Below are 21,141 nucleotides of genomic sequence, written 5' to 3'. Positions count from 1 at the left end.
TTCGTCCTTGCCGGGACGGGGCGGGGGCCATCTCCGCGTGTGCGGGGAGCAGTACGAGCACCCGGAGGAACGGGCCTGCGAGGTGGGGCCATCCCCGCAGGTGCGGGGAGCAGTGCGCCCAGCTCCCTTAGGACCTTCACGTGGCGGGACCATCCCCGCCGGTGCGGGGAGCAGGACCTGTCGGTCACCGTCAGGTCCTCACGGACGGGACCATCCCTGCGGGTGCGGGGAGCAGACGTACAGCCGGATGACGCCCCCGATGGCCGAGGGGTCATCCCCACGTGCAAGGGGAGCAGTTCATGTATTCGAGAAGCCCAGCGTTACGCATGGGACCATCCCCGCAGGTGTGGGGAGCAGCAGGCGTGGCCGGCTGAAGATGAAGGGTCATGGGGACCATCCCCGCGGGCGCGGGGAGCGGCGGCGCCAGCCGTCGCCGAGCTCGACACGGGTGGGACCATCCCCGCGGGTGCGGGGAGCAGAGGCCGAGGGTGACGCCGCCGACGGTGACGATGGGACCATCCCCGCGGGTGCGGGGAGCAGGCACTGACCACGACCGACGGCGCGGGCGGCGAGGGGCCATCCCCGCGGGTGCGGGGAGCAGGCGTCGATCGTCACGCCGTGCACGGTCGGCTCGGGACCATCCCCGCGGGTGCGGGGAGCAGGGAGTCGTCGCCCCCGTGATTACCCCGGCCACGGGACCATCCCCGCGGATGCGGGGAGCAGCAGCGGGTCGACCACGCGGTCGGGACGCTGCGGGGACCATCCCCGCGGGTGCGGGGAGCAGCCGGAGCCGGAGGAGCCGGGGAGCGGGCTGGAGGGACCATCCCCGCGGGTGCGGGGAGCAGGCCAAGGCTCCGATTACCGCGGAGAACCCTCTGGGACCATCCCCGCGGGTGCGGGGAGCAGGTACGCGGCCACCAACACTCCCGCCTTGGCCAGGGACCATCCCCGCGGGTGCGGGGAGCAGGCGGTGAGCGCTGCCCGCCTTGCTTCGCTTTCGGGACCATCCCCGCGGGTGCGGGGAGCAGGTTCTACGGCGAGGAGGCGGCGTGATGCGCACGGGACCATCCCCGCGGGTGCGGGGAGCAGAGGCCATGAGCGGGACGAACGCGGGGCGCTGCGGGACCATCCCCGCGGGTGCGGGGAGCAGAACAATTTTTCGGTCTCCGTCAGGCCACCCAGGGACCATCCCCGCGGGTGCGGGGAGCAGGAGTAGACCGATCTGCTTCCCGCTCAGCGTGAGGGACCATCCCCGCGGTGCGGGGAGCAGTCCACGGGAGACAGCGCCTGAGTCAGGCCGTGGGGACCATCCCCGCGGGTGCGGGGAGCAGGTCCTGGGGGTCTCCAAGGCTCTCGATCTCCTGGGACCATCCCCGCGGGTGCGGGGAGCAGCAGTCGAGCCCGTCGGGCTGGCGAACCGTGAAGGGACCATCCCCGCGGGTGCGGGGAGCAGGCCTGACCTGGGGCGACATGGCAGCCGCCTGGGGGGACCATCCCCGCGGGTGCGGGGAGCAGCGACGACCACGAACATCTACCGGGGCACGGTCGGGACCATCCCCGCGGGTGCGGGGAGCAGACTGCCTGACCTGGCACGTTACGGCGGGAAGTTCCGGTTCTTAAGCACTTTCGTCGAAATGTACATATAGGTCATGGTGTCGCTTTCTGGATGTTCGTGGCTACCTGTTGATGAGCAAGATCGGCGCATCTTACGGTTAATTCCTTACCGACATGCTGAGCTTGGTCGGAAGCTTCTGAGTTTTCTCAACAGGACGTGTTGTTCGGGGGTTTGCCTGTATTTATCTGACATGGCTGTTGAGGGTGGGGTCGGTTCTGGTCTCGGGGGGCGGCTTCAGGGGGCTGCTCGGCGGGTGTGGGCGAAGCATGACCGGGATTCCGAGGGCTGGCTGCCGTTGTGGCGTCATATGGAGGACAGTGCCGCGGTGGCGGGGCTGTTGTGGGATGAATGGCTGCCGGGGCAGATTCGGGATGTGATCGCAGGTTCGCTGCCAGGGGGGTGGGTGGACGGGCGGCGTCTGGTGGTGTGGCTGGCAGGTGTGCACGACATCGGCAAGGCGACGCCGGCGTTCGCATGTCAGGTCGATCAGCTGGCCGACCGGATGCGAGATGTGGGTCTTGCGATGCGCACCCGGACGCAGTTAGGGCCGGACAGAATGCTCGCGCCGCACGGTCTCGCCGGTCAGTTGCTGCTTCAGGACTGGCTGGAGGAGCGGCACGGTTGGGCGGCGAGAGCGTCTGGTCAGTTTGCGGTCGTGGTGGGTGGCCACCATGGAGTGCCGCCGGAGCACGGGCAGATCAAGGCGCTGTATGACCGACCGCATCTGCTGCGTACGGCTGGTCCGGAGCAGGCGGTGTGGCGTCGGGTCCAGGACGAGTTGTTGGACGGATGCGCAGAGGTTTTCGGTGTCCAGGAGCGGCTGGGTGTGTGGCGGTCGGTGAGGCTGCCGCAGCCGGTGCAGGTGCTGCTGAGTGCGGTCGTGATTGTCGCGGACTGGATTGCGAGCAATCCGGATCTGTTTCCGTACTTTCCGCAGGAGGTGCCGCGTTCCGGTGAGGAGCGGGTAGCGGCTGCGTGGCGTGGGCTGAGTCTGCCGTCGCGTTGGGAGCCGCAATTGCCGCCGGTGGATGCGGCGGAGTTGTTCGCTTCTCGGTTCGATCTCCCCGATGGGGCTGTCGTGAGGCCGGTGCAGGAGGCTGCGGCGCGGTTGGCGCATGCCATGCCGGAGCCGGGGTTGATGGTAATCGAGGCGCCGATGGGGGAGGGGAAGACGGAGGCGGCGCTGGCGGTGGCGGAGATTTTCGCGGCGCGTACGGGGGCGGGTGGTGTGTTTTTCGCGTTGCCGACGATGGCGACGGGGAACGCGATGTTCCCGCGGCTGCTGGGCTGGCTGGAGCGGTTGCCGGCTGGGGAAGGGGCCCGGATGCCGGTGTTGTTGGCGCATTCGAAGGCTGCTCTGAACGAGGACTTTGCCGAGCTGATGCGCGAGAGTCGGCATCCGATCACGGCGGTGGATGTTGACGAGGACGTTCCCCAGTGGCGTCCCGCGGATCATGGGCGGGTGGCTCCGGCAGTACTGGTGGCGCATGCGTGGCTGCGGGGGCGGAAGAAGGCGATGCTGTCGTCGTTCGTCGTGGGGACGGTGGACCAGCTGTTGTTCGCCGGGCTGAAGAGCCGTCACCTGGCGTTGCGTCACCTTGCGGTGGCGGGCAAGGTGGTCGTGATCGATGAGGCACACGCTTACGACACGTACATGAGTGCCTATCTGGACCGGGTGCTGGAGTGGCTGGGGGCATACGGCGTCCCTGTGGTGGTGCTGTCCGCGACGTTGCCGGCGGGGCGGCGCCGTGAGCTGGCGGAGGCCTATGCGGGTGCCGGGCCGGGGACGGAAAGCTTCGCAGCGGTGGACGAGGCCACCGGGTATCCGCTGGTGACGTGCGTGGCGCCGGGTACGGCACCGGTCATCGAGCGTCCGGGGGTATCGGGGCGGGGCGGCCAAGTGCTCTTGGAGGCGCTGGACGACGAGCTGGACGTTTTGGTGGACCGGCTCGGTGCGGAGCTGGAGGGCGGCGGCTGTGTTCTGGTGATCCGTAACACCGTTTCGCGGGTCCTGGACACCGCGAAGGTGCTCCGGGAGCACTTCGGCCAGGAGCGGGTGACCGTGGCGCATTCGCGGTTCGTCGATGTGGACCGCGCCATGAAGGACGCCGATCTGCTGGTCCGTTTCGGGCCGCCGGGGAAGTCGGCCGCCTCGCGGCCGGTAGGGCCGCACATCGTGGTGGCCAGTCAGGTCGCCGAGCAGTCCCTGGATGTGGATTTCGATCTCATGGTCAGCGATGTGTGCCCGGTCGACCTGCTTCTGCAGCGCGTGGGCCGGCTGCACCGCCACCAGCGTGGTGAAGGCCAGGCGGAGCGGCCGGCGGGGATGAGGGAGGCTCGGTGCCTGGTGACGGGGGTGGACTGGTCCGGGACCGTGCCTGTCCCGGTGCGCGGGTCGGTTGCCGTGTACGGGCAGTACAGCCTGCTCCGGTCGCTCGCCGTGCTGCGCCCGCACCTGGAGAGCGGCGGACGGGCGGTTCACCTGCCGCAGGACATCAGCGCACTGGTGCAGGCGGCTTACGGGCCACAGGAGCAGGTGCCCGCAGGGTGGGAGGACGTGCGGGACCAGGCCTTGGTGCGGCACGAGAAGCACCGAGCGGACCAGGCGGAGCGGGCGGGTCGGTTCCGGCTCGATGCGGTTGGGCGGGATGGGCGGCCGCTGATCGGCTGGGTGTCGGGCGGTGCGGGGGATGCGGACGATACGCGGGCCGGCCGTGCTCAGGTCCGTGACAGCCAGGAGACGCTGGAAGTCCTCGTCGTGCAGAGGCTGGGCGACGGACGGCTCGTCACCCTCCCGTGGCTGGCGAGCGACGGCCGGGGCAGAGCACGCGGGAATCTCGATCTTCCCGTGGACCGGTGCCCCTCGCCGGTGGCGGCGCGGGCCGCGGCGAGCAGTGGTCTGCGGCTGCCCATCCAGTTCTCAGCCCCCAAAGTCATGGACCGTGCGCTCAGTGAGCTCGAGAAGTTCTACGTACCGGCCTGGCAGGCGAAGGACAGCCACTGGATGGCCGGGCAGTTGATCCTCGTCCTCGACGCCGATTGTCAGACCCATCTGGGAGGCTTCGGCCTCCGCTACAGCGAAAGTGATGGACTCGAGGTGACCCGTGTCTGAGACACCGCCGGAACAGCCGGCAGACAGCGGCGGCCCGTTATCGTTCGATCTAACCGGCCGCTTGTGGATAGGGGTACTTCGCTGCGACGGTGTGCAGGAAGAGATGTCGCTGCGCACGGTGTTCGCCGAAGCCGGGCGGGTGCGGCGGCTGGTGGGGGATCTGCCCACCCAGGAGTTCGCTCTGCTGAGGCTGCTTCTCGCGGTCGCCCATGACGCTCTGGACGGACCGCGGGACATCGATCACTGGGCGGATCTGTGGGCCGATGAAGACTGCTTCGCGCCCGTTGATGCATACCTCCACGAGCACCAGGAGCGGTTGGACCTGCTGGATGCCAAGGCTCCGTTCTTTCAGGTCGCCGGTCTGCGCACAGGCAAGGGTGAGGTGGCTTCCCTCAACCGGATCGTCGCGGACGTTCCGAACGGGGAGCCGTTCTTCACCTCACGGATGCCGGAGGTCAGCCGTCTCGGGTTCGCTGAGGCAGCCCGGTGGGTCGTGCACGCCCACGCCTTTGACCCCTCTGGCATCAAGAGCGGCGCCGAGGGAGACGCCCGAATCGTGAAGGGCAAGGTCTACCCGCTCGGGGTGGGCTGGGCCGGCACCCTGGGCGGTGTGTTCGCCGAGGGCGACACACTGCGTGAGACCCTGCTGCTGAATCTGGTGGCCGCGGACATGAACGGGCTTCGCTTCGAAGCCGGTGACCGTCCCGCCTGGCGGCGCGACCCCGATGGACCAGGCGTCACGGAGCACCGGCAGCCCAGTGGGGTGCGCGACCTGTACACCTGGCAGACGCGGCGGATGCGGCTGCACTTCGACGAGCACGGTGTCCAAGGTGTCGTCCTCGGCTACGGCGACCCGCTCAGTGCACACAACATGCACACCCGTGAGCCGATGACCGCCTGGCGCCGCAGCCCCGCGCAGGAGAAGAAGCGCGGTGAGGCCCTGGTGTACCTGCCACGCGAACACGACCCCGCGCGTGCCGCCTGGCGGGGGCTCGCGGCGCTGATCTCGGAGCGCACCGAGTCCGGTCAGGGGGCGCAGGCCGCACCGTACCTGCGGCCTGGGATCTTGGAATGGGTGTCCCGGCTGGCCACGGAAGGCGAGTTGGAACGCAATTTCCTCATCCGCGCCCGGGTGATCGGCCCGGTGTACGGGACACAGCAGTCCGTGATCGACGAGATCGTCGACGACCGCCTTGCCATGGGCGTGGTGCTGCTGCACAGCCGTGACCGCGCGTATGGGACGCAGGCCATCGACGCGGTCGACGACGCGGAGAAGGCCGTCACCGCCCTCGGTGACCTGGCCACCGATCTGGCCCGGGCGGCCGGTGCCGAGTCCGACGGGCCCCGCGCCACGGCCCGCGACCAGGGGTTCGGGGCTCTGGACGGTCCTTACCGGTCGTGGCTCGCCGGGCTTGCCGACGCCCCGGACCCCTACCTGGCCCGAGAGGGGTGGAAACGGGATGTCCACCGGACCGTCGCAGAGCTCGGCCGCCGGCTCCTTGCCGCGGCCGGGGACGCGGCGTGGGCAGGTCGAACGGTGCCCGGGAAGCAGGGCACCCTGTGGCTCAACTCCGGCCTTGCCGACGTCTGGTTCCGTGCCCGCCTGACCAAGGCACTCGGCACCCCACAGTCCGACAGCACGCCTGCTGACCCGGCTGCCGCCTCCGACCTCACCCCGAAGGTGAACGCATGACCACCGCCATCCCGCTTACCGCCTCACAGCGCGTGCGGGAAACCACCAACAGCCTGATCCGCCCGCTGCAGCGAGACCTGCTCAGCGACCGGTCGCACGCCGTCGCCGCCCTGGCCCGCCTGCGCCGCGGCGCAGGCAAGGACACCTCCCAGGTCCCCGACCTGTGGGGTCTGATCGACATCGGCCCCCTGCACGACCGGCCCCAGGACGGCGGCCGCCCTCTGACTGAGGAGCAGCTCACCCGCGCCGAGGACGCCGTGCACACCGCCCTGACCCTATGGGCCCTGCACCAGCAGTCCCGCGGGCACGGCATGCACCAGACCGGCACCCACCCCACCCACCACGGACTCGGAGCGGCAGTACGCCAGCTGATGCCTCCCGGCGAAATCGCCGAACCCGTCCGCAAACGCCTCGTCCGGGCCGGCACCGCTCCCGACCTTCCGCAACTGGCACAACGCCTGCGCGACATCGTGCTGCTGCTGCGGGGACAGGACATCCCCCTCGACTACGCGCTCCTCGCGCAGCAGCTCTACGAGTGGCAAGCCCCCGGCGGACGCGACACGGTCCGTCGCGCCTGGGGCCGCTCCTTCCACGCCCACCGCGGCCCGCAGGGCACCCCCAAAGCCGGTGTCCCGGCGCCTGCCGTTTCCCCGGAACACGACAACACTGCTGACAAGGACGCCTCGTGACCCGCATCTACATCGACGTGCACGCCCTGCAGACCGTGCCGCCCAGCAACCTCAACCGCGACGACACCGGCGCTCCCAAGTCCGCCGTGTACGGGGGAGTGCCCCGCGCCCGGGTGTCCAGCCAGGCGTGGAAGCGTGCCACACGCGCCTACTTCGGTGACGAGCACCTGCTGGATCCCAGTGAGCTCGGCGTGCGGACGAAGAAGGTTGCTGAGGTTCTCGCCGACCGCATCAGCGCCCTGGACCCCGCACTCGAGCGGGCCGAGGTCCTGCAGACTGCGGCAGTCGTGATCGAGACCGCCACTGGTTCGAAGATTGAAGTACCCAAGCGGAGCGCGGATGCCGCCAAGGACGGCGAGGAGCAGCCGGCGCCGCAGTCGAAGTACCTGATGTTCCTCAGCGCCCGCCAGCTCGACGGCCTGGCCGCCCTCGCCGTTGAGGGCGCCCCGGACATCAAGGGCTATCTGAAGGACAAGACGAACAAGGCCCGGGCGAAGGAGATCGCCGACACCCGGCACTCCGTCGACATTGCCCTGTTCGGACGGATGGTCGCCGACTCCGCCGACATCAACGTCGACGCGGCCGTTCAGGTAGCCCACGCGATCAGCGTCCACCGCGTCGAGAACGAATCCGACTACTACACGGCCGTCGACGATCACAACAACGATGCGGAGCCCGGCGCCGGAATGATCGGGACGGTCGACTTCAACTCCGCCACCCTCTACCGCTACGCAGCACTCGGTGTCCACCAGCTCACCGACAACCTGGGCCAGGGGCTGCGCGAGGACGAACCAGTGACCACGCCGGTGCGGCGGGCTGTGGAAGCGTTCGTGCACGGCTTCGTCGCGTCCCTGCCGACCGGGAAGATCAACACGTTCGGGCACCACACACTCCCCGACGCGGTCATCGTCAAGCTCCGCACCACCCGGCCCGTCAGCTTCGTCGCCGCATTCGAGGAACCCGTACGCGCCGAGCACCAGAGCGGCCACGTCAAGGAAGCATCCGCCCGCCTGGCCGAGTACATCCCCGACATCGAACGTGCCTACGGAGACGAGGAATCCACCCTCACCTGGGTTCTTCGCGTCGGACCGAACACGGAAAAACTCTCCGGAATCGGAGAAGAGGCCACCAACCTGACCTCGCTCGTCTCACTGGTCGGCCAGGCCGTCGCCGACCACCTGGACAAGCCCGCATGAGCGTCCTCACCCTGCTGCTGGCCGGCCCCCTTCAGTCCTGGGGGGCCTCCGCCCGCTTCACCCGCCGCACCACCGAAACCGCACCCACCAAAAGTGGTGTCCTCGGTATCCTCGCCGCAGCCCAAGGCATCCAGCGCAGCGACGACACCCGCCTCGCCGAACTCGCGGCACTGCGCTTCGGCGTCCGCATCGACCAGCCCGGCACTCGCGTCCGTGACTTCCAGACCGCCCACCACCGAGTCACCGAAAAATCGATGCCGCTCTCCGAGCGGTTCTATCTCGCGGACGCCGTCTTCACCGCAGCGCTCGAAGGCGACCACACCCTTCTGACCGCCCTCCATAACGCCCTGCGCACCCCTGTCTATCCCGCCTACCTCGGCCGCCGATCCTGCCCGCCCGCCCGGCCCGTCGAACTCGCCATCCACGACACGACCCTCACCCGCGCCCTCAGCGACGAACCCTGGCACGCAGCCCCCTGGTACCAGAAACTCCACCGCACAGCCCCAACCATCCCGCTTGTGGTGCTCCGCGACGCCGCACCTGGCGACGGCCACGGCGACACCCAGCGCGACCATCCCCTCAGCTTCGCCGCCGAACACCGCCGCCACGCACTGCGCACCGTCATCAGCGAAACCGTGGACGTTCCCAACCCTCGCGCCACCACCCGCCCGCCGGCCCAACGGCAGCCCGTTCCGCACCACGACCCGTTCGGTCCGCTGGAGGACAACCTCTGATGCACCTGACCCGATTCCGCATGAACACGGCCCGTCCCGGAGCCCGCCGCCTGCTCGCCTCCCCCCAGGTCCTGCACGCCGCCGTAATGGCCTCCTTCCCCCACCTTCTTCCTACAGCGGATACCACCTCCGGTCCTCGCGTGCTGTGGCGCCTCGACCACAACGCACGCGCCGAAGTGCTCCTCTACATCGTCAGCCCCGACCGCCCCGACCTCACCCACCTCGTCGAACAAGCCGGCTGGCCCGCCGCCGCCCTCGACCCCGAAACCCCCGGCTGGCACACCCGCCCCTACGCCTCCCTCCTCGACCGCCTCACCACGGGCGAGTCCTGGGCCTTTCGCCTCACCGCCAACCCCATCCACCACATCCGCCGCAAGGACGGCGAACCCACCAAAGCCACCGCGCACATCACCCCCAACCACCAAATGGGCTGGCTCCTTAAATCCGAACGCCAGGAACGCGCCGGCTTCCGCATCAACGAGAAGCCCCACGATCAGCGGCTCCTCCCCGCCGGCACCACCCACCGCCAGCACCCCCACCACGGCGACCGCTACGCCCTCACCGTCCGCGACGAACGCACCCTCACCTTCGCCAAAAACCGCGACACCCGCTCACCCCGCAACCAGGTGAAAGTCGTCACTGTCACCTACGACGGCCACCTCACCGTCACCGACCCCGATGCACTGCGCCGCACCCTCACACAAGGAATCGGCAAGGCCAAGGCATACGGCTGCGGACTCATGACCCTCGCCCCGATCTCCGCCGGCTGACGCCATGAGCACCGTCGGCCAACGCCCCGCCCTCACACCGCGCCACCTCACCCGCACGGCAGAACGTCTCTCCTTCATCTACCTCGAGCGCTGTACGGTCCATCGGGACGCCAATGCCATCACCGCCGAAGACGCCGACGGCACCACCCACATCCCCTCCGCAACCATCGGCACACTTCTCCTGGGCCCCGGCACTCGCATCACCCACCAGGCGATGAGCGTCCTCGGCGAAACGGGAGCCTGCGTCGCCTGGGTCGGCGAGCACGGCGTCCGCTACTACGCCGGCGGTCGCGCCCTCAGCCGCTCCGCAAACCTCGTCGAAGCACAGGCCACCCAGTGGGCCAACGTCCGCAGCCGCATCAGCGTCGCACGCGCCATGTACCGGCTCCGGTTTCCCGACGAAGACCCCACTCGCCTCACCCGCCACGAACTCCTCGGCAGAGAAGGCACCCGGGTCAAAGAGTGCTACCGCGCCCAGGCAGCCCGCACCGGGATTCCTTGGAACGGACGCAAGTACACCCCCGGAGACTTCACCAGTGGCGACCCTGTCAACCAGGCCATCACCGCCGCCGCGCAATGTATGTATGGAGTCGCGCACGCAGTCGTAGCCTCACTCGGCTGCAGCCCGGGACTGGGGTTCGTGCATTCAGGCCACGAACTCTCCTTCGTCCTTGACATCGCTGACCTCTACAAAACCGACATTGGTATCCCGCTTGCCTTCGACGTAGCAGCCGAAGCCGAAGAGGACGTCGGATCGCGCACCCGCCGGGCCCTCCGGGACAAGATCAACGAAACCAGGCTTCTCGAACGCTGTGTGAACGACATCAAAGGCCTGCTTTTGCCCAACGCACCGGATCGGGTTGGCGAACCAGTCGAGAGCGCAGACCGCGTGGCACTCCAGAGCGACAGAGGACTGTTGGTCGAATCAGGAGTGAACTACGGAGCGGACGAACAAGAGGCGGCCATCTGGTGACCGTGATCGTCCTCACCAACTGCCCGCCAGGCCTTCGGGGATTCCTCACGCGGTGGCTCCTGGAGATCTCCGCAGGTGTGTTCATCGGCAACCCCTCAGCCCGGATCCGCGACGTTTTGTGGGACGAAGTTCAGCAGTACGCCGGCCAAGGGCGGGCGCTTCTTGCCCACACCACCAACAATGAGCAAGGCTTCACCTTCCGTACTTACGACCACGCGTGGCACCCCACCGACCATGAAGGAATCACGCTGATCCGGCGTCCCAGCATCAGCCCCAGTTCATCGGCCGGCTCCGGGAAGCCCGGGTGGAGCGCTGCGGCCAAACGCCGTCGATACGGTAAGAGATAACGATATGTCTGCAATGCCTGGATCGATGAAAGTGCTCGAAAACCTGCCGAGGGACAGATAAACCTGCAGGCCAGCGAGTCTGCTCCCCGCGCCCGCGGGGATGGTCCCGACCAGCCGAGCCGGATGCGCGGCGGTCACCGCTGCTCCCCGCGCCCGCGGGGATGGTCCCAGCAGGAGGATCCAGACGGCTGGACTCATCGTCTGCTCCCCGCGCCCGCGGGGATGGTCCCGACCCGCACACCGCGGGCCGGAGTAGACGAAACTGCTCCCCGCGCCCGCGGGGATGGTCCCTTCTTCGTTGAGAGCACCACCGCGGGAACGCGCTGCTCCCCGCGCCCGCGGGGATGGTCCCAACAAACGGGCCGGACGCCTGCGACTCCTACACTGCTCCCCGCGCCCGCGGGGATGGTCCCGACCTGTACGGCGACAACCAGTGCGAGGCCTGCTGCTCCCCGCGCCCGCGGGGATGGTCCCCTCGCCCTGCTGGATCGACCGGAAGATGACGACTGCTCCCCGCGCCCGCGGGGATGGTCCCTCGGTGTGACCTCGGTGTCTCCCGGCATGGCGCTGCTCCCCGCGCCCGCGGGGATGGTCCCTTGGGGTTGGAGTCCTGGAGCATCGCTCCTTCCTGCTCCCCGCGCCCGCGGGGATGGTCCCCGCAGCGGGTGGTACTGGTGTGGTGCATCTGGCTGCTCCCCGCGCCCGCGGGGATGGTCCCCGTGAGCGCACTGTCGAGTCCGTCCTCTCGAGCTGCTCCCCGCGCACGCGGGGATGGTCCCGCTACTCGTATGCACAGCACACGGGCAGCGTTCTGCTCCCCGCGCCCGCGGGGATGGTCCCCCGGACGTCTCCCGGATCCGCATCCACCGGTGCTGCTCCCCGCGCCCGCGGGGATGGTCCCCTCGCCGTGATGCAGGGCCCGGACGGTGTGCTCTGCTCCCCGCGCCCGCGGGGATGGTCCCCGGTGGCCCCAGGAGCGCCAGCGCCGAGGGCTCTGCTCCCCGCGCCCGCGGGGATGGTCCCGCCTGGGAGAACGCCCGATGAGCGCCCGCGACCTGCTCCCCGCGCCCGCGGGGATGGTCCCGGCTGGAAATTCAGCATCACTCCGAACGGGAGCTGCTCCCCGCGCCCGCGGGGATGGTCCCCGGGTCCAGCAGGAAGCCCAGGACGCCTCACGCTGCTCCCCGCGCCCGCGGGGATGGTCCCCAGGAAGGACCGACCGCATGACCACGCAGACCCTGCTCCCCGCGCCCGCGGGGATGGTCCCGAGCTGGCCTCGGGCCAGGCCGTCATCGTCGACTGCTCCCCGCGCCCGCAGGGATGGTCCCGATGCGGAACTCCACCAGCACCACCGTGGAGTCTGCTCCCCGCGCCCGCGGGGATGGTCCCTGGTCGCGCGTCAGCACGCGGCCGAGCGCCTCCTGCTCCCCGCGCCTGCGGGGATGGTCCCAACACCGACCGCGCCAGCACGACCAGCAGCGACTGCTCCCCTCGCCCGCGGGGATGGTCCCCTCAACGCCTATCACGCGACCTCTTGGAGGATGCCTCACGTGGTGAGTTTTGCCAGCTTCTTATAACAGGTCAGGGTTGCGGCGAGGCCGAGGAAGCGAGGAAGTGACTGCCCTTGGGTTCGTATCGGACGGTGAGCCGGCGGTAGCCGAACAGCCAGGCGATCGACCGCTCGATCTTCCAGCGGTGGCGGCCGAGCCGCTCGCCGGACTCGCTTTCCCGGACGCGCGATCCGCGGGATCAGGCCGCGGCCGCGGAGCCATGGGCTCGGCGGGTGAGGGGTGCTGGGGTCACTGTGGAAGCGGCGGGTGCCGCCTTCATGGCAATGGCTGCGGATCGAGATTGCGACCCGGCCGCCTCTTGCACCTGCTCATTGCTCCGAAACGCGGGATGTAGCTCTTGAGCAAGGTGTGCTTGAGCCTGTTCGGGAGGGCCTGCAACTTCCAGTAGTTGCCCTCGGTTCCCTTGGGCATGCGATGGTTCCCCCTCAATTGCACCGCGCAGTTTGTTGCAGATTGTGCGGCATCGGGCGGCGGTGCGTGAAGAACAGGTGTAGTGCCGGAAAGGCGACGAGGTTCGCGGCGGGTCGCGTGTGGTGTCCGGCGCGGAGTCGTGTTGCCGCTCCACGTGGGTGTTCGCCGGCCTGGGCGGGGCCGACGTGGTGACTGAAGCGAGTCCTCGCCCACTGATCGACGGGGCGAGGACGGTGCTGCCTGCCCGGCCGTAAGGTCAGTCGGTCTTCTCCTTTCGGTGCCATCGGGTCCAGACGCGGGTGGAGAGCCATACGACGGCGGCCACGATGACCCCGGCTACGACGTTCTCGATGATGTTGTTCACGTGCTTGTCTCCCTCGCGTCGGTGAGCTGGTGCTGTTTCGGCGCGGTGTGTCGGTGGGCGTGTTATCGGGCGTCGAGCCCATGGGGCAAGTGGGCGGATCGAAAGAAGCGGCGGGCTTCGTTTCGCACCGGCAGCTCGCGGGCGAATTTGTCCGCCAGCTCGGTCCGATGGCGGACTGGCTGAGGAACGTGTCTGTCCGGGTGGAAGTCGAGCATCCGGGAGAACGCATCCCAGGCTCTGGAGTCGGCGTTTGGTCCGATCGCTGCGTGGTGGGCGGCGAGCAGATGTGCGGCCAGTGCGTCGCCGGCGCCGGCGGCGAAGCGCCACCAGTACGTCGCTGACTCACGCTTGTCGAGGCTGTAGAGCAGGCATCCGAATGTCCTGGCCCCGGCTTCGTCGAAGTCGGCCGCGAAGGCATCGAGGGTCTCGATCTCCACGGAGCACAGCACGGTGCTGCACAGCCCGGCTACGTAGCCGAACGCGAGGTACTGGCTCTTGGCCGGATCGGACGGGTTGATCGGCGTCGGGCGGCGGCGACGAGACCGTGTCCGGGACCGCGCGTGCCCGCTCGGGCGTTCCGTACGCGGAACCGGGCTGGAAGCCGGCGGGGCCACTTGAATGATCTCTTCGTCCTCGCCCGTGTAGCGGTCGCCCGAGCTGGCGGGTGAGCCCGCGGAGGCGTACTGCACGCGCGCGGGCCGCCGGGCATCGAGTGCGACCCGTGCTGCCAGGCGCTGGATGAAGCTCTCCGTGCTGCGGTGCAAGGCCTGCGCCCGGATTGCTTCGGCCTGTCGCGCCATGAGTCGCGTCACGCCCGCCACGCTCGGATCCTGTGGATCGTCTGTTGGCTGCGGAGGGTTCTGACGCTTTGCGGCTGCTTCGGCCTGACTGGTGGTCTCCTCGTGGACGGTTCCGGCCTGTTGGTTGAGGAGGTCTTCCGCCATCAGGAGTCCCCTTTCTCCTTAGGAAGTTCCGTGTGCATGAGCTCCGTCAACTGTTGACGTCCCCGGCACGCGGCGGTTTTCGCTGCGCTCTCCGAAATGCCGAGGATTTTGGCGGTCTGTGCGTAGGACAGGCCCATGAGGTCGTACATCTGCACGCACTGGGCCTGTCGGGGTGCGGTGACTTCCAGGGCTTCCATGGCCCGGTCGAGCTGGTCGTAGCGACCGAGCTCCTCCAGGTAGGAGACCACGGGCAGTTCGGCGACGAGCCGCTCGTTCCTGGCGATCCGCATGCTGCGGCGGTAGTAGTCGGTGATTGCGTCGTTGAGCATTTTCAGCGCCAGCGCGATCGGGTTCGAGGCTGTGAGGATCCGCTCGATCCTGCGGTGCATCGTCACCATGGCTTCCATCAGGGCATCTTCAGCGTCGTACCGATCGCGCAGCCGATAGTTGGCTATGCGCTGGAACATGTCCAGGTACTCCCGGAAGAATTCCTCGCCTCGTGGATCGAGGCCTTGCTGGCCTGGGTCGGGGCCGACGACGTCGTGTTCTCTGCCGAATGGGTCGTTCACGAATTCCTCCGTCCCGCCGGACCGTCCTTGTGGGACGTGGGTGCGGTCGTGCGGCGGGTGCGGAGTTTGAAGTCGGGCCGAAGGTCGCCCTGGCGACCGAAGGTGGAGCGGGCCTGCGAGGCAATGCGGCCGGCGGGCCGTGTGACGGCTCCGGAGCGCGCGGTGGTCATCCGATGAGCGCAGGCCGAGCCGTGCGCATACCGGGTCCGAGTGGGCCCCACGAAGCCTCCTTCTTGATCAGGAACGGAGCCCGGCAGCAACAGTGGTGTCCGGGCTGAACACTGGCGCGTTCTGCCCTCACACCGATAGCGGAGCCCCTCTGGGTTACACCGCATCCCTACTTCTTCGTACACACAGTCATTGGATAATCACATTTAGTCGTTTCACCAGCGACGATATGATTCGGGAGTGACCCAGCTCACAGGGGCATATGCCGATGCTTCCGTCGCTCCCGCCCGCGCACGCCCGGGCGTGGTCAACGCGGTCGACGTGTCACGTGACGCCGGCATGCCCAGGCGAGGCCGGTCGCGGCCGGGCGGAGGGCGCCGCGCCATGTCCTAGGGCCCGCCGCCTCTAGCTGCCGTCGGCAACCTGAGAGAACTTTCTGTGAACGCCCGAGGCCATAGCCTCAACCTCCCTACCGCGCCGCGCGATGAGGGGCCAAGACGCTGCCTGAGGCTGCCTCCGGGGATAGGGTGAGCGCCTCCCTTTGCCCACCTGTGGAGGTCTGTACCCGGTGCCGGATTCCTTCGTTCACCTGCACAATCACACCGAGTACTCCATGCTCGACGGGGCTCAGCGGCTGAAGCCGATGTTCGCTGAAGTGGACCGTCAGAGCATGCCGGCCATCGCGATGTCCGATCACGGGAACATGTTCGGGGCCTACGAGTTCCAGCAGGTTGCCAAGGGCTTCGAGGGCGTGAAGCCGATCATCGGGATCGAGGCGTACGTAGCCCCGTCCAGCCGGCGGAACCGGAAGCAGGAGTTCTGGGGACCCGGCGGTATCCGGGCGATGTCGGATGACGGCGAGGGGTCCAAGGACGTCTCGGGCGGGGGCCGTTTCACCCACATGACGATGTGGGCGCAGAACGTGCAGGGCCTGCGGAACCTGTTCTACCTCTCGACCGAGGCCAGCTACACGGGCCAGTTCCCCGCCGGCAAGCCCCGCATGGACATGGAGTTGATCTCTGAGCACTCCGAGGGGATCATCGGCACGACCGGGTGCCCCTCGGGTGCCATCCAGACACGGCTGAGGCTGAACCAGTACGACGAAGCCCGTGAGGTAGCAGCCGCATACCAGGACATCCTTGGCAAGGAGAACTACTTCCTCGAGCTGATGGATCACGGCCTGGACCTGGAGCGCAATGTCCGCGGGGACCTGCTGCGGCTGGCGAAGGACCTGAGCATTCCACTGCTCGCCACGAACGACGCTCACTACGTCCTCGAGGAGCACGCGGACGCGCACGACAACCTGCTGTGCATCGGCGTCGGCAAGGACAAGGCCGATCCTGGGCGCTTCCGGTTCAACGGCACCGGCTACTACCTCAAGACGGCTGCCGAGATGCGGGAACTGTTCTCGGAGCTCCCTGAGGCGTGTGACAACACCCTGCTGATCGCCGAGCGCATCGAGTCCTACGAGCAGGTGTTCGCTCCTGAGGACGAGATGCCCCAGTACCCGGATGTTCCGGAGGGGGAGACGCAGGAGTCGTGGTTGCGTCGGGAGTGCCTCAAGGGCCTGGAGATGCGCTACGGATCGCCGATCCCCGACCCGGTCATGGAGCGATTCGAGACCGAGATGAAGGTCATCGGTCCGATGGGCTTCTCCTCGTACTTCCTCGTGGTCGCCGACATCTGCCAGTACGCCCGGGACCAGAAGATCCCCGTCGGCCCGGGCCGTGGTTCGGCGACCGGATCGATCGTGGCGTACGCGACCCGAATCACTGAGCTGTGCCCGCTGGAGCACGGACTGCTCTTCGAGCGGTTCCTCAACCCTGAGCGCATCAACCCGCCGGACGTCGACCTCGACTTCGACGACCGCCACCGGGACCGCATGGTGCGCTACGTCGTCGAGAAGTACGGCGACGAGTTCACCGCCATGGTGAATACGTTCGGAAAGCTCAAGGCCAAGAACGCGATCAAGGACACCTCCCGCCTCCTCGGGTATCCGTTCTCCCACGGCGAGCGGATCACCAAGGCCCTGCCAGCAGACGTAATGGGCAAGTCCATTCCCCTGCCCGGCATTTTCGACAAAGACCACCCCCGCTACGGAGAGGCCGGAGAGATCCGGGCCCTGTACGAGAACGAGCCGGATGTCCGCAGGGTCATCGACGGTGCGATGGGCGTCGAGGGCCTGATCCGCAACACCGGTGTCCACGCCGCTGCGGTGATTCTGTCCAAGACCAGGCTGACCGACCGCATCCCGCTGCACATGCGGGCCAAGGACGGCGTCAAGATCACCGGCTTCGACTACCCGTCCTGCGAGGACATGGGCCTGGTCAAGATGGACTTCCTGGGGCTGCGGAACCTGGGAGTCATCGATCACGCTATCCAGAACATCCGTGAGAACCGCGGCGTCCGCATCACCACGGACACCGTCCCGCAGGACGGCGACCAGGCGATCCCCCTGGACGACGCCACCACCTTCCAGCTCCTGGCCCGCGGTGACACCTTCGGTGTGTTCCAGCTCGACGGCGGCGGCATGCGCACGCTTCTCAAAGCCATGGAGCCGTCCCGGTTCGAGGACATCGCCGCAGCTCTCGCCCTGTACCGGCCCGGACCCATGGCGGCCAACGCGCATATGAACTACGCGCACCGCAAAACCGGCCGGCAGGACATCGCCCCGATCCACCCCGAGCTGGAAGGTGCCCTGGAACCCATCCTCGGCAACACCTTCCACCTCTTGGTCTACCAGGAGCAGATCATGGCGATCGCCAGGCAGCTCGCCGGGTACACCCTGGGAGGCGCCGACCTGCTGCGCCGCGCCATGGGTAAGAAGAAGCCCGAGGTCCTGGCCGCCGAGTGGGAGAAGTTCCACGGCGGCATGAAGGACAACGACTACTCCGAAGAAGCCATCAAGGCCCTGTGGGACGTCATGCTCCCCTTCTCCGGCTACGCGTTCAATAAATCCCACACCGCCGGGTACGGACTCGTCTCCTACTGGACGGCCTACCTCAAAGCCAACTATCCGGCCGAGTACATGGCAGCTCTCCTCACCTCGGTGGGTGACGACAAGGACAAGGCCGGCATCTACCTGGCCGATGCCCGCAAGCTCGGCGTGCAGGTCCTTCAACCGGACATCAACGAGTCCGTCGCGAACTTCACCGCCATCGGCGACGACGTCCGCTTCGGCCTGCGCTCGATCCGCAACGTCGGCGACAACGTCATCGAGTCGCTCGTCAGCACCCGCAAGAAGGAGGGGAAATACGCCTCCTTCTCCGACTTCCTCGACAAAGCCGAAATCGGCGCGCTCAACAAGAGAGCCGTCGAATCACTGATCAAGGCCGGTGCCTTCGACTCGCTACAGCACTCACGCAAAGGCCTGTCGGCGGTCCACGAAGACGCCATCGACTCCGTCATCCCGGTGAAGAAACAGGCAGCCATCGGGCAGGACGACCTGTTCGGAGACCTCGGATCCGAAGACCCGGACACGGCCGCCTTCGGCCTGGACTTCCCTATCGACGACTCAGAGTGGCCGCGCAAACAACTGCTCGCCACCGAGCGGGAAATGCTCGGCATGTACGTCTCCGCGCACCCCCTGGACGGCACCGAACACATCCTCACGCGCAACCGGGACACAACGATCAGCGAGCTTCTCGCCTCCGGACGCAGCGAAGGGACGGTGCAGCTGGCCGGGCTGATCACGGGCGTCACGCTGAAGGTGACCAAGCAAGGAAACGCCTGGGCCATCATCAACCTCGCCGATCGCGACGGTGAGATGGAAGTACTGTTCTTCCCTGCCGCCTACGCTCTGGTCCAGGCCGCGCTCATCCCCGACAGCATCGTGTCCGTGACAGGCCGGCTGAACGACCGGGACGGCACGATCAGCATCTTCGGCCAGGAGCTCCAGGTGCTGGACGTCTCGTCCGCAGAGGCCGGCGGCCGCCCGCCGGTACAGCTCCAGCTGCGTTCCCACCAGGTCAATGAGCGGAACGTGAAAGAGCTGAAGCGGATCCTCGGGGCGCACCGGGGGGTCAGCCCAGTACGTCTCCAGGTGCGCGGCCTGGAGAAGACGACGGTGTACGCGCTCGGCTACGAAGTCGACCCGACATCAGTAGCCTCGGACGTGAAGGGCACCCTGGGCCCCGACGTCTGGGTCGGCGTCGTATGACCGAGGACGCGGCGGCACCTGTCGTTCAGATCGACAACGTGCCGCTGTGCCCACGCTGCGAGGCACCAGGCCTCATGCTGGCCCGATTCCCGAGCTCGTGGAAGAACGAGCAGGGCACAGACGTCGACGGATTCAAGGAAGCCCTACTGTGCACCGGCTGCGACGCCACCGACCCAGCCGCCACCGACCTCCTTGCCCTGTTCACCGTCGATGGCTGGCTGAGCCCGGAGAACCTCGCTCTGTTCACGGAGCTGGCTGCAGCCTGGATAGCCGTAGCCGCTCTCCGCAAGGTCCACCAGAGAAATCTGACGGACGAAGTGGAACGCTTCAGGCGCGGCGAGCTGTAGCACTCCACAGATTGCGGCCGCTCCGGTCTTCATCGCCTGTTAGCCCGGCTGTTCGTCTGTGCGGGTGCACCGTTCGTCGTCTCCTCAATCGGCGGATTCCGGGACGTACGCTCCGGCAGTGCGGCATGATCACAGCGTGGATCAGCCGTAGAGGAGCAGGCCACGAGGCGGCCACCTGCTTCCACCGCTAAAGGCATTACCGCGGTTCTGACGACCGAACTGACGACGCGTCTCGCACGTGCCTGGCGGCGCAGGGCACCCCCATGAGGAGGAATCCCGTGTCATCACCTTGCGACCCCCAGCACGCTCCTGCTGGCGATGTGAGCGCAGCGCTCTTCATGATCGACTCCCGGCTCAAGGAAATTACCGACGGCAAGGCTGAGCTTGACCCCGAACAGCAGCGGCTGGTCGACCAGTACACCGCGTCGCTGGGCCCTCAGAGGGCTGATGACGTTCTGGACGGCGTGTGCACGCTCATTTTTGTGTTCATGACGTGGCTGCGGAAGGCCCATGAATCACAGGGCAAGGACGTCATCGAGTATGTGGTGCCCAGCCTTGTGGCCACGATGCGCAGGATGCCCAAGAGCGTGCGGCCTGAGGCCATCCCCACCATGGCAGGCCTAGTTGTCGCCGCAGGAACCGACCTAAGCCCTACTTTGTGGCGCAAACAGTACGGTGATTGGACAGCGGAGGAAATGAACCCCCTCGAAGCCACCGCTTTCCTCCTCGCAGAGCGCATCAACCGCATCACCGGCGATCCTAACTTCGCCACTCGCCTGATCGCTGAGGCTCTAGCCGGGGCAGAAGACGACAGCTGATATACCGCATGCTCCATGCCCAGCAGTGGCTACGCCAGGCACTTCAGGGTTTCGGCCCTGTCATCTTCTGCCGTGCGCGCTTCTCGATCTCTTGCAACTCGAGGATTCGGAAGACATGGGCGCTCGCACGCTTGCGGGCACTCCCGCTCGTAAACAGCGCCGCACCCGCGATGGCAGGTGGCACTGCGAGGAATCCGATCGCCAGCAGTTCCGGCCAGTCGCGCTCCGTGCTGCACAGCTTGCCCGCCCCTTGGCTGTAGGACGTGCTCTCGCTGTTGTAGAAGACCGGTGCTTCGCATGCGATCTCGTCCTGGTAGTCCTGCACGGTGAACGGGATCAGGAGCAGGTATCCCAGCCAGAGGAACAGTGCTGCCGACACCGCCATCAGGCCGGCACCCCAGCTCTGCTGGCGTCCGGCCCAGCGGTCGAATTCTTGGCGGGCTGGCCATTGCATGAGATCCCCCGTTGGTTGTCCGGCTTGCTTGTTCTGCCGAAGATCGTACGTGCGTCGCACGCGGTGCCCGCCGGGACGTCCGTCTGGGCCATCAGCACAAGACATCAGGCATGCTCGGGACGTCGATCTCCGCAGTGGAGCCCGACGACCGAGGCGCACTTCCAGGCGGCATCGAGGGCGGCCTGGAGGAACGGGACCACTACCTGG

The 21,141-nt window shown here is 67.6% G+C and carries 14 protein-coding genes and 1 CRISPR repeat array; of the genes, 11 read left to right on the top strand and 3 right to left on the bottom strand.

Annotation, left to right across the window (positions count from 1 at the left end):
* The first annotated feature begins 1,922 nt into the window (after window positions 1-1,922).
* The 8 genes from cas3 to cas2e all read left to right on the top strand — a co-directional run bounded on the left by cas3 (window position 1,923) and on the right by cas2e (window position 11,129).
* Entirely contained in the window at window positions 1,923-4,727 is a 2,805-nt protein-coding gene (gene cas3, locus ACFWFI_RS05685; protein ID WP_387385882.1) for a CRISPR-associated helicase Cas3', read from the top strand.
* Window positions 4,728-4,830: 103 nt separating this feature from the next.
* Window positions 4,831-6,420, top strand: a complete 1,590-nt coding sequence (gene casA, locus ACFWFI_RS05680) for a type I-E CRISPR-associated protein Cse1/CasA (RefSeq protein ID WP_387385879.1) — start codon at window positions 4,831-4,833, stop codon at window positions 6,418-6,420.
* Complete coding sequence (casB, locus tag ACFWFI_RS05675; RefSeq protein ID WP_387385876.1) at window positions 6,417-7,109, top strand: type I-E CRISPR-associated protein Cse2/CasB; 693 nt, start codon at window positions 6,417-6,419, stop codon at window positions 7,107-7,109. The genes casA and casB overlap by 4 nt, the downstream gene beginning before the upstream one ends.
* The gene (gene cas7e, locus ACFWFI_RS05670; protein WP_387385874.1) at window positions 7,106-8,305 is read left to right on the top strand and encodes a type I-E CRISPR-associated protein Cas7/Cse4/CasC; all 1,200 of its coding nucleotides are present in this window, start codon (window positions 7,106-7,108) and stop codon (window positions 8,303-8,305) included. The genes casB and cas7e overlap by 4 nt, the downstream gene beginning before the upstream one ends.
* Window positions 8,302-9,039 (top strand): type I-E CRISPR-associated protein Cas5/CasD, encoded by a 738-nt coding sequence (gene cas5e, locus ACFWFI_RS05665; RefSeq protein ID WP_387385872.1) that lies wholly within the window; start codon window positions 8,302-8,304, stop codon window positions 9,037-9,039. The genes cas7e and cas5e overlap by 4 nt, the downstream gene beginning before the upstream one ends.
* Window positions 9,039-9,809 (top strand): type I-E CRISPR-associated protein Cas6/Cse3/CasE, encoded by a 771-nt coding sequence (gene cas6e / locus ACFWFI_RS05660; RefSeq protein WP_387385869.1) that lies wholly within the window; start codon window positions 9,039-9,041, stop codon window positions 9,807-9,809. Before cas5e ends, cas6e begins: the two co-directional genes overlap by 1 nt.
* Window positions 9,810-9,813: 4 nt before the next feature.
* A complete protein-coding gene (gene cas1e / locus ACFWFI_RS05655; protein ID WP_387385867.1) occupies window positions 9,814-10,782 on the top strand; it encodes a type I-E CRISPR-associated endonuclease Cas1e in 969 nt (322 codons plus the stop codon).
* Complete coding sequence (gene cas2e, locus ACFWFI_RS05650) at window positions 10,779-11,129, top strand: type I-E CRISPR-associated endoribonuclease Cas2e (RefSeq protein WP_387385865.1); 351 nt, start codon at window positions 10,779-10,781, stop codon at window positions 11,127-11,129. Before cas1e ends, cas2e begins: the two co-directional genes overlap by 4 nt.
* 79 nt (window positions 11,130-11,208) lie before the next feature.
* Window positions 11,209-12,640: a CRISPR direct-repeat array (repeat unit 29 nt; unit sequence CTGCTCCCCGCGCCCGCGGGGATGGTCCC).
* Window positions 12,641-13,537: 897 nt separating this feature from the next.
* Here cas2e and ACFWFI_RS05645 read toward each other — a convergent pair.
* A complete protein-coding gene (locus ACFWFI_RS05645; RefSeq protein ID WP_387385863.1) occupies window positions 13,538-14,419 on the bottom strand; it encodes a hypothetical protein in 882 nt (293 codons plus the stop codon).
* The gene (locus ACFWFI_RS05640) at window positions 14,419-14,988 is read right to left on the bottom strand and encodes a sigma-70 family RNA polymerase sigma factor (RefSeq protein ID WP_387385860.1); all 570 of its coding nucleotides are present in this window, start codon (window positions 14,986-14,988) and stop codon (window positions 14,419-14,421) included. The genes ACFWFI_RS05645 and ACFWFI_RS05640 overlap by 1 nt, the downstream gene beginning before the upstream one ends.
* Before the next feature lie 736 nt (window positions 14,989-15,724).
* On the opposite strand from ACFWFI_RS05640, the gene dnaE reads away from it, so the two are divergent.
* From dnaE to ACFWFI_RS05625, 3 genes are all read left to right on the top strand, one after another.
* Entirely contained in the window at window positions 15,725-19,315 is a 3,591-nt protein-coding gene (gene dnaE, locus ACFWFI_RS05635; protein WP_387385858.1) for a DNA polymerase III subunit alpha, read from the top strand.
* Window positions 19,312-19,662 (top strand): DUF6300 family protein, encoded by a 351-nt coding sequence (locus ACFWFI_RS05630; RefSeq protein WP_387385855.1) that lies wholly within the window; start codon window positions 19,312-19,314, stop codon window positions 19,660-19,662. The genes dnaE and ACFWFI_RS05630 overlap by 4 nt, the downstream gene beginning before the upstream one ends.
* Window positions 19,663-19,940: 278 nt before the next feature.
* Window positions 19,941-20,480 carry a hypothetical protein gene (locus tag ACFWFI_RS05625; protein ID WP_387385852.1) on the top strand — a complete coding sequence of 180 codons (540 nt, stop codon included), beginning with the start codon at window positions 19,941-19,943 and terminating at the stop codon, window positions 20,478-20,480.
* A gap of 43 nt (window positions 20,481-20,523) precedes the next feature.
* Here ACFWFI_RS05625 and ACFWFI_RS05620 read toward each other — a convergent pair whose 3' ends face one another.
* Entirely contained in the window at window positions 20,524-20,934 is a 411-nt protein-coding gene (locus ACFWFI_RS05620; protein ID WP_387385850.1) for a hypothetical protein, read from the bottom strand.
* Window positions 20,935-21,141 lie beyond the last annotated feature (207 nt).

Source organism: Streptomyces sp. NPDC060209 (genome assembly GCF_042728155.1).
Taxonomy (GTDB): Bacteria; Actinomycetota; Actinomycetes; order Streptomycetales; family Streptomycetaceae; genus Streptomyces.
This window is presented reverse-complemented; position numbering and strand designations above follow the sequence as displayed.

Bases quoted from the DNA above. Each gene is read 5' to 3' on its own strand.
- ACFWFI_RS05620 (WP_387385850.1), bottom strand. From the start codon at position 20,934: ATGCAATGGCCAGCCCGCCAAGAATTCGACCGCTGGGCCGGACGCCAG.
- ACFWFI_RS05630 (WP_387385855.1), top strand. From the start codon at position 19,312: ATGACCGAGGACGCGGCGGCACCTGTCGTTCAGATCGACAACGTGCCG.
- casA (WP_387385879.1), top strand. From the start codon at position 4,831: ATGTCGCTGCGCACGGTGTTCGCCGAAGCCGGGCGGGTGCGGCGGCTG.
- cas6e (WP_387385869.1), top strand. From the start codon at position 9,039: ATGCACCTGACCCGATTCCGCATGAACACGGCCCGTCCCGGAGCCCGC.
- cas5e (WP_387385872.1), top strand. From the start codon at position 8,302: ATGAGCGTCCTCACCCTGCTGCTGGCCGGCCCCCTTCAGTCCTGGGGG.
- cas1e (WP_387385867.1), top strand. From the start codon at position 9,814: ATGAGCACCGTCGGCCAACGCCCCGCCCTCACACCGCGCCACCTCACC.
- cas3 (WP_387385882.1), top strand. From the start codon at position 1,923: ATGGAGGACAGTGCCGCGGTGGCGGGGCTGTTGTGGGATGAATGGCTG.
- casB (WP_387385876.1), top strand. From the start codon at position 6,417: ATGACCACCGCCATCCCGCTTACCGCCTCACAGCGCGTGCGGGAAACC.
- ACFWFI_RS05645 (WP_387385863.1), bottom strand. From the start codon at position 14,419: ATGGCGGAAGACCTCCTCAACCAACAGGCCGGAACCGTCCACGAGGAG.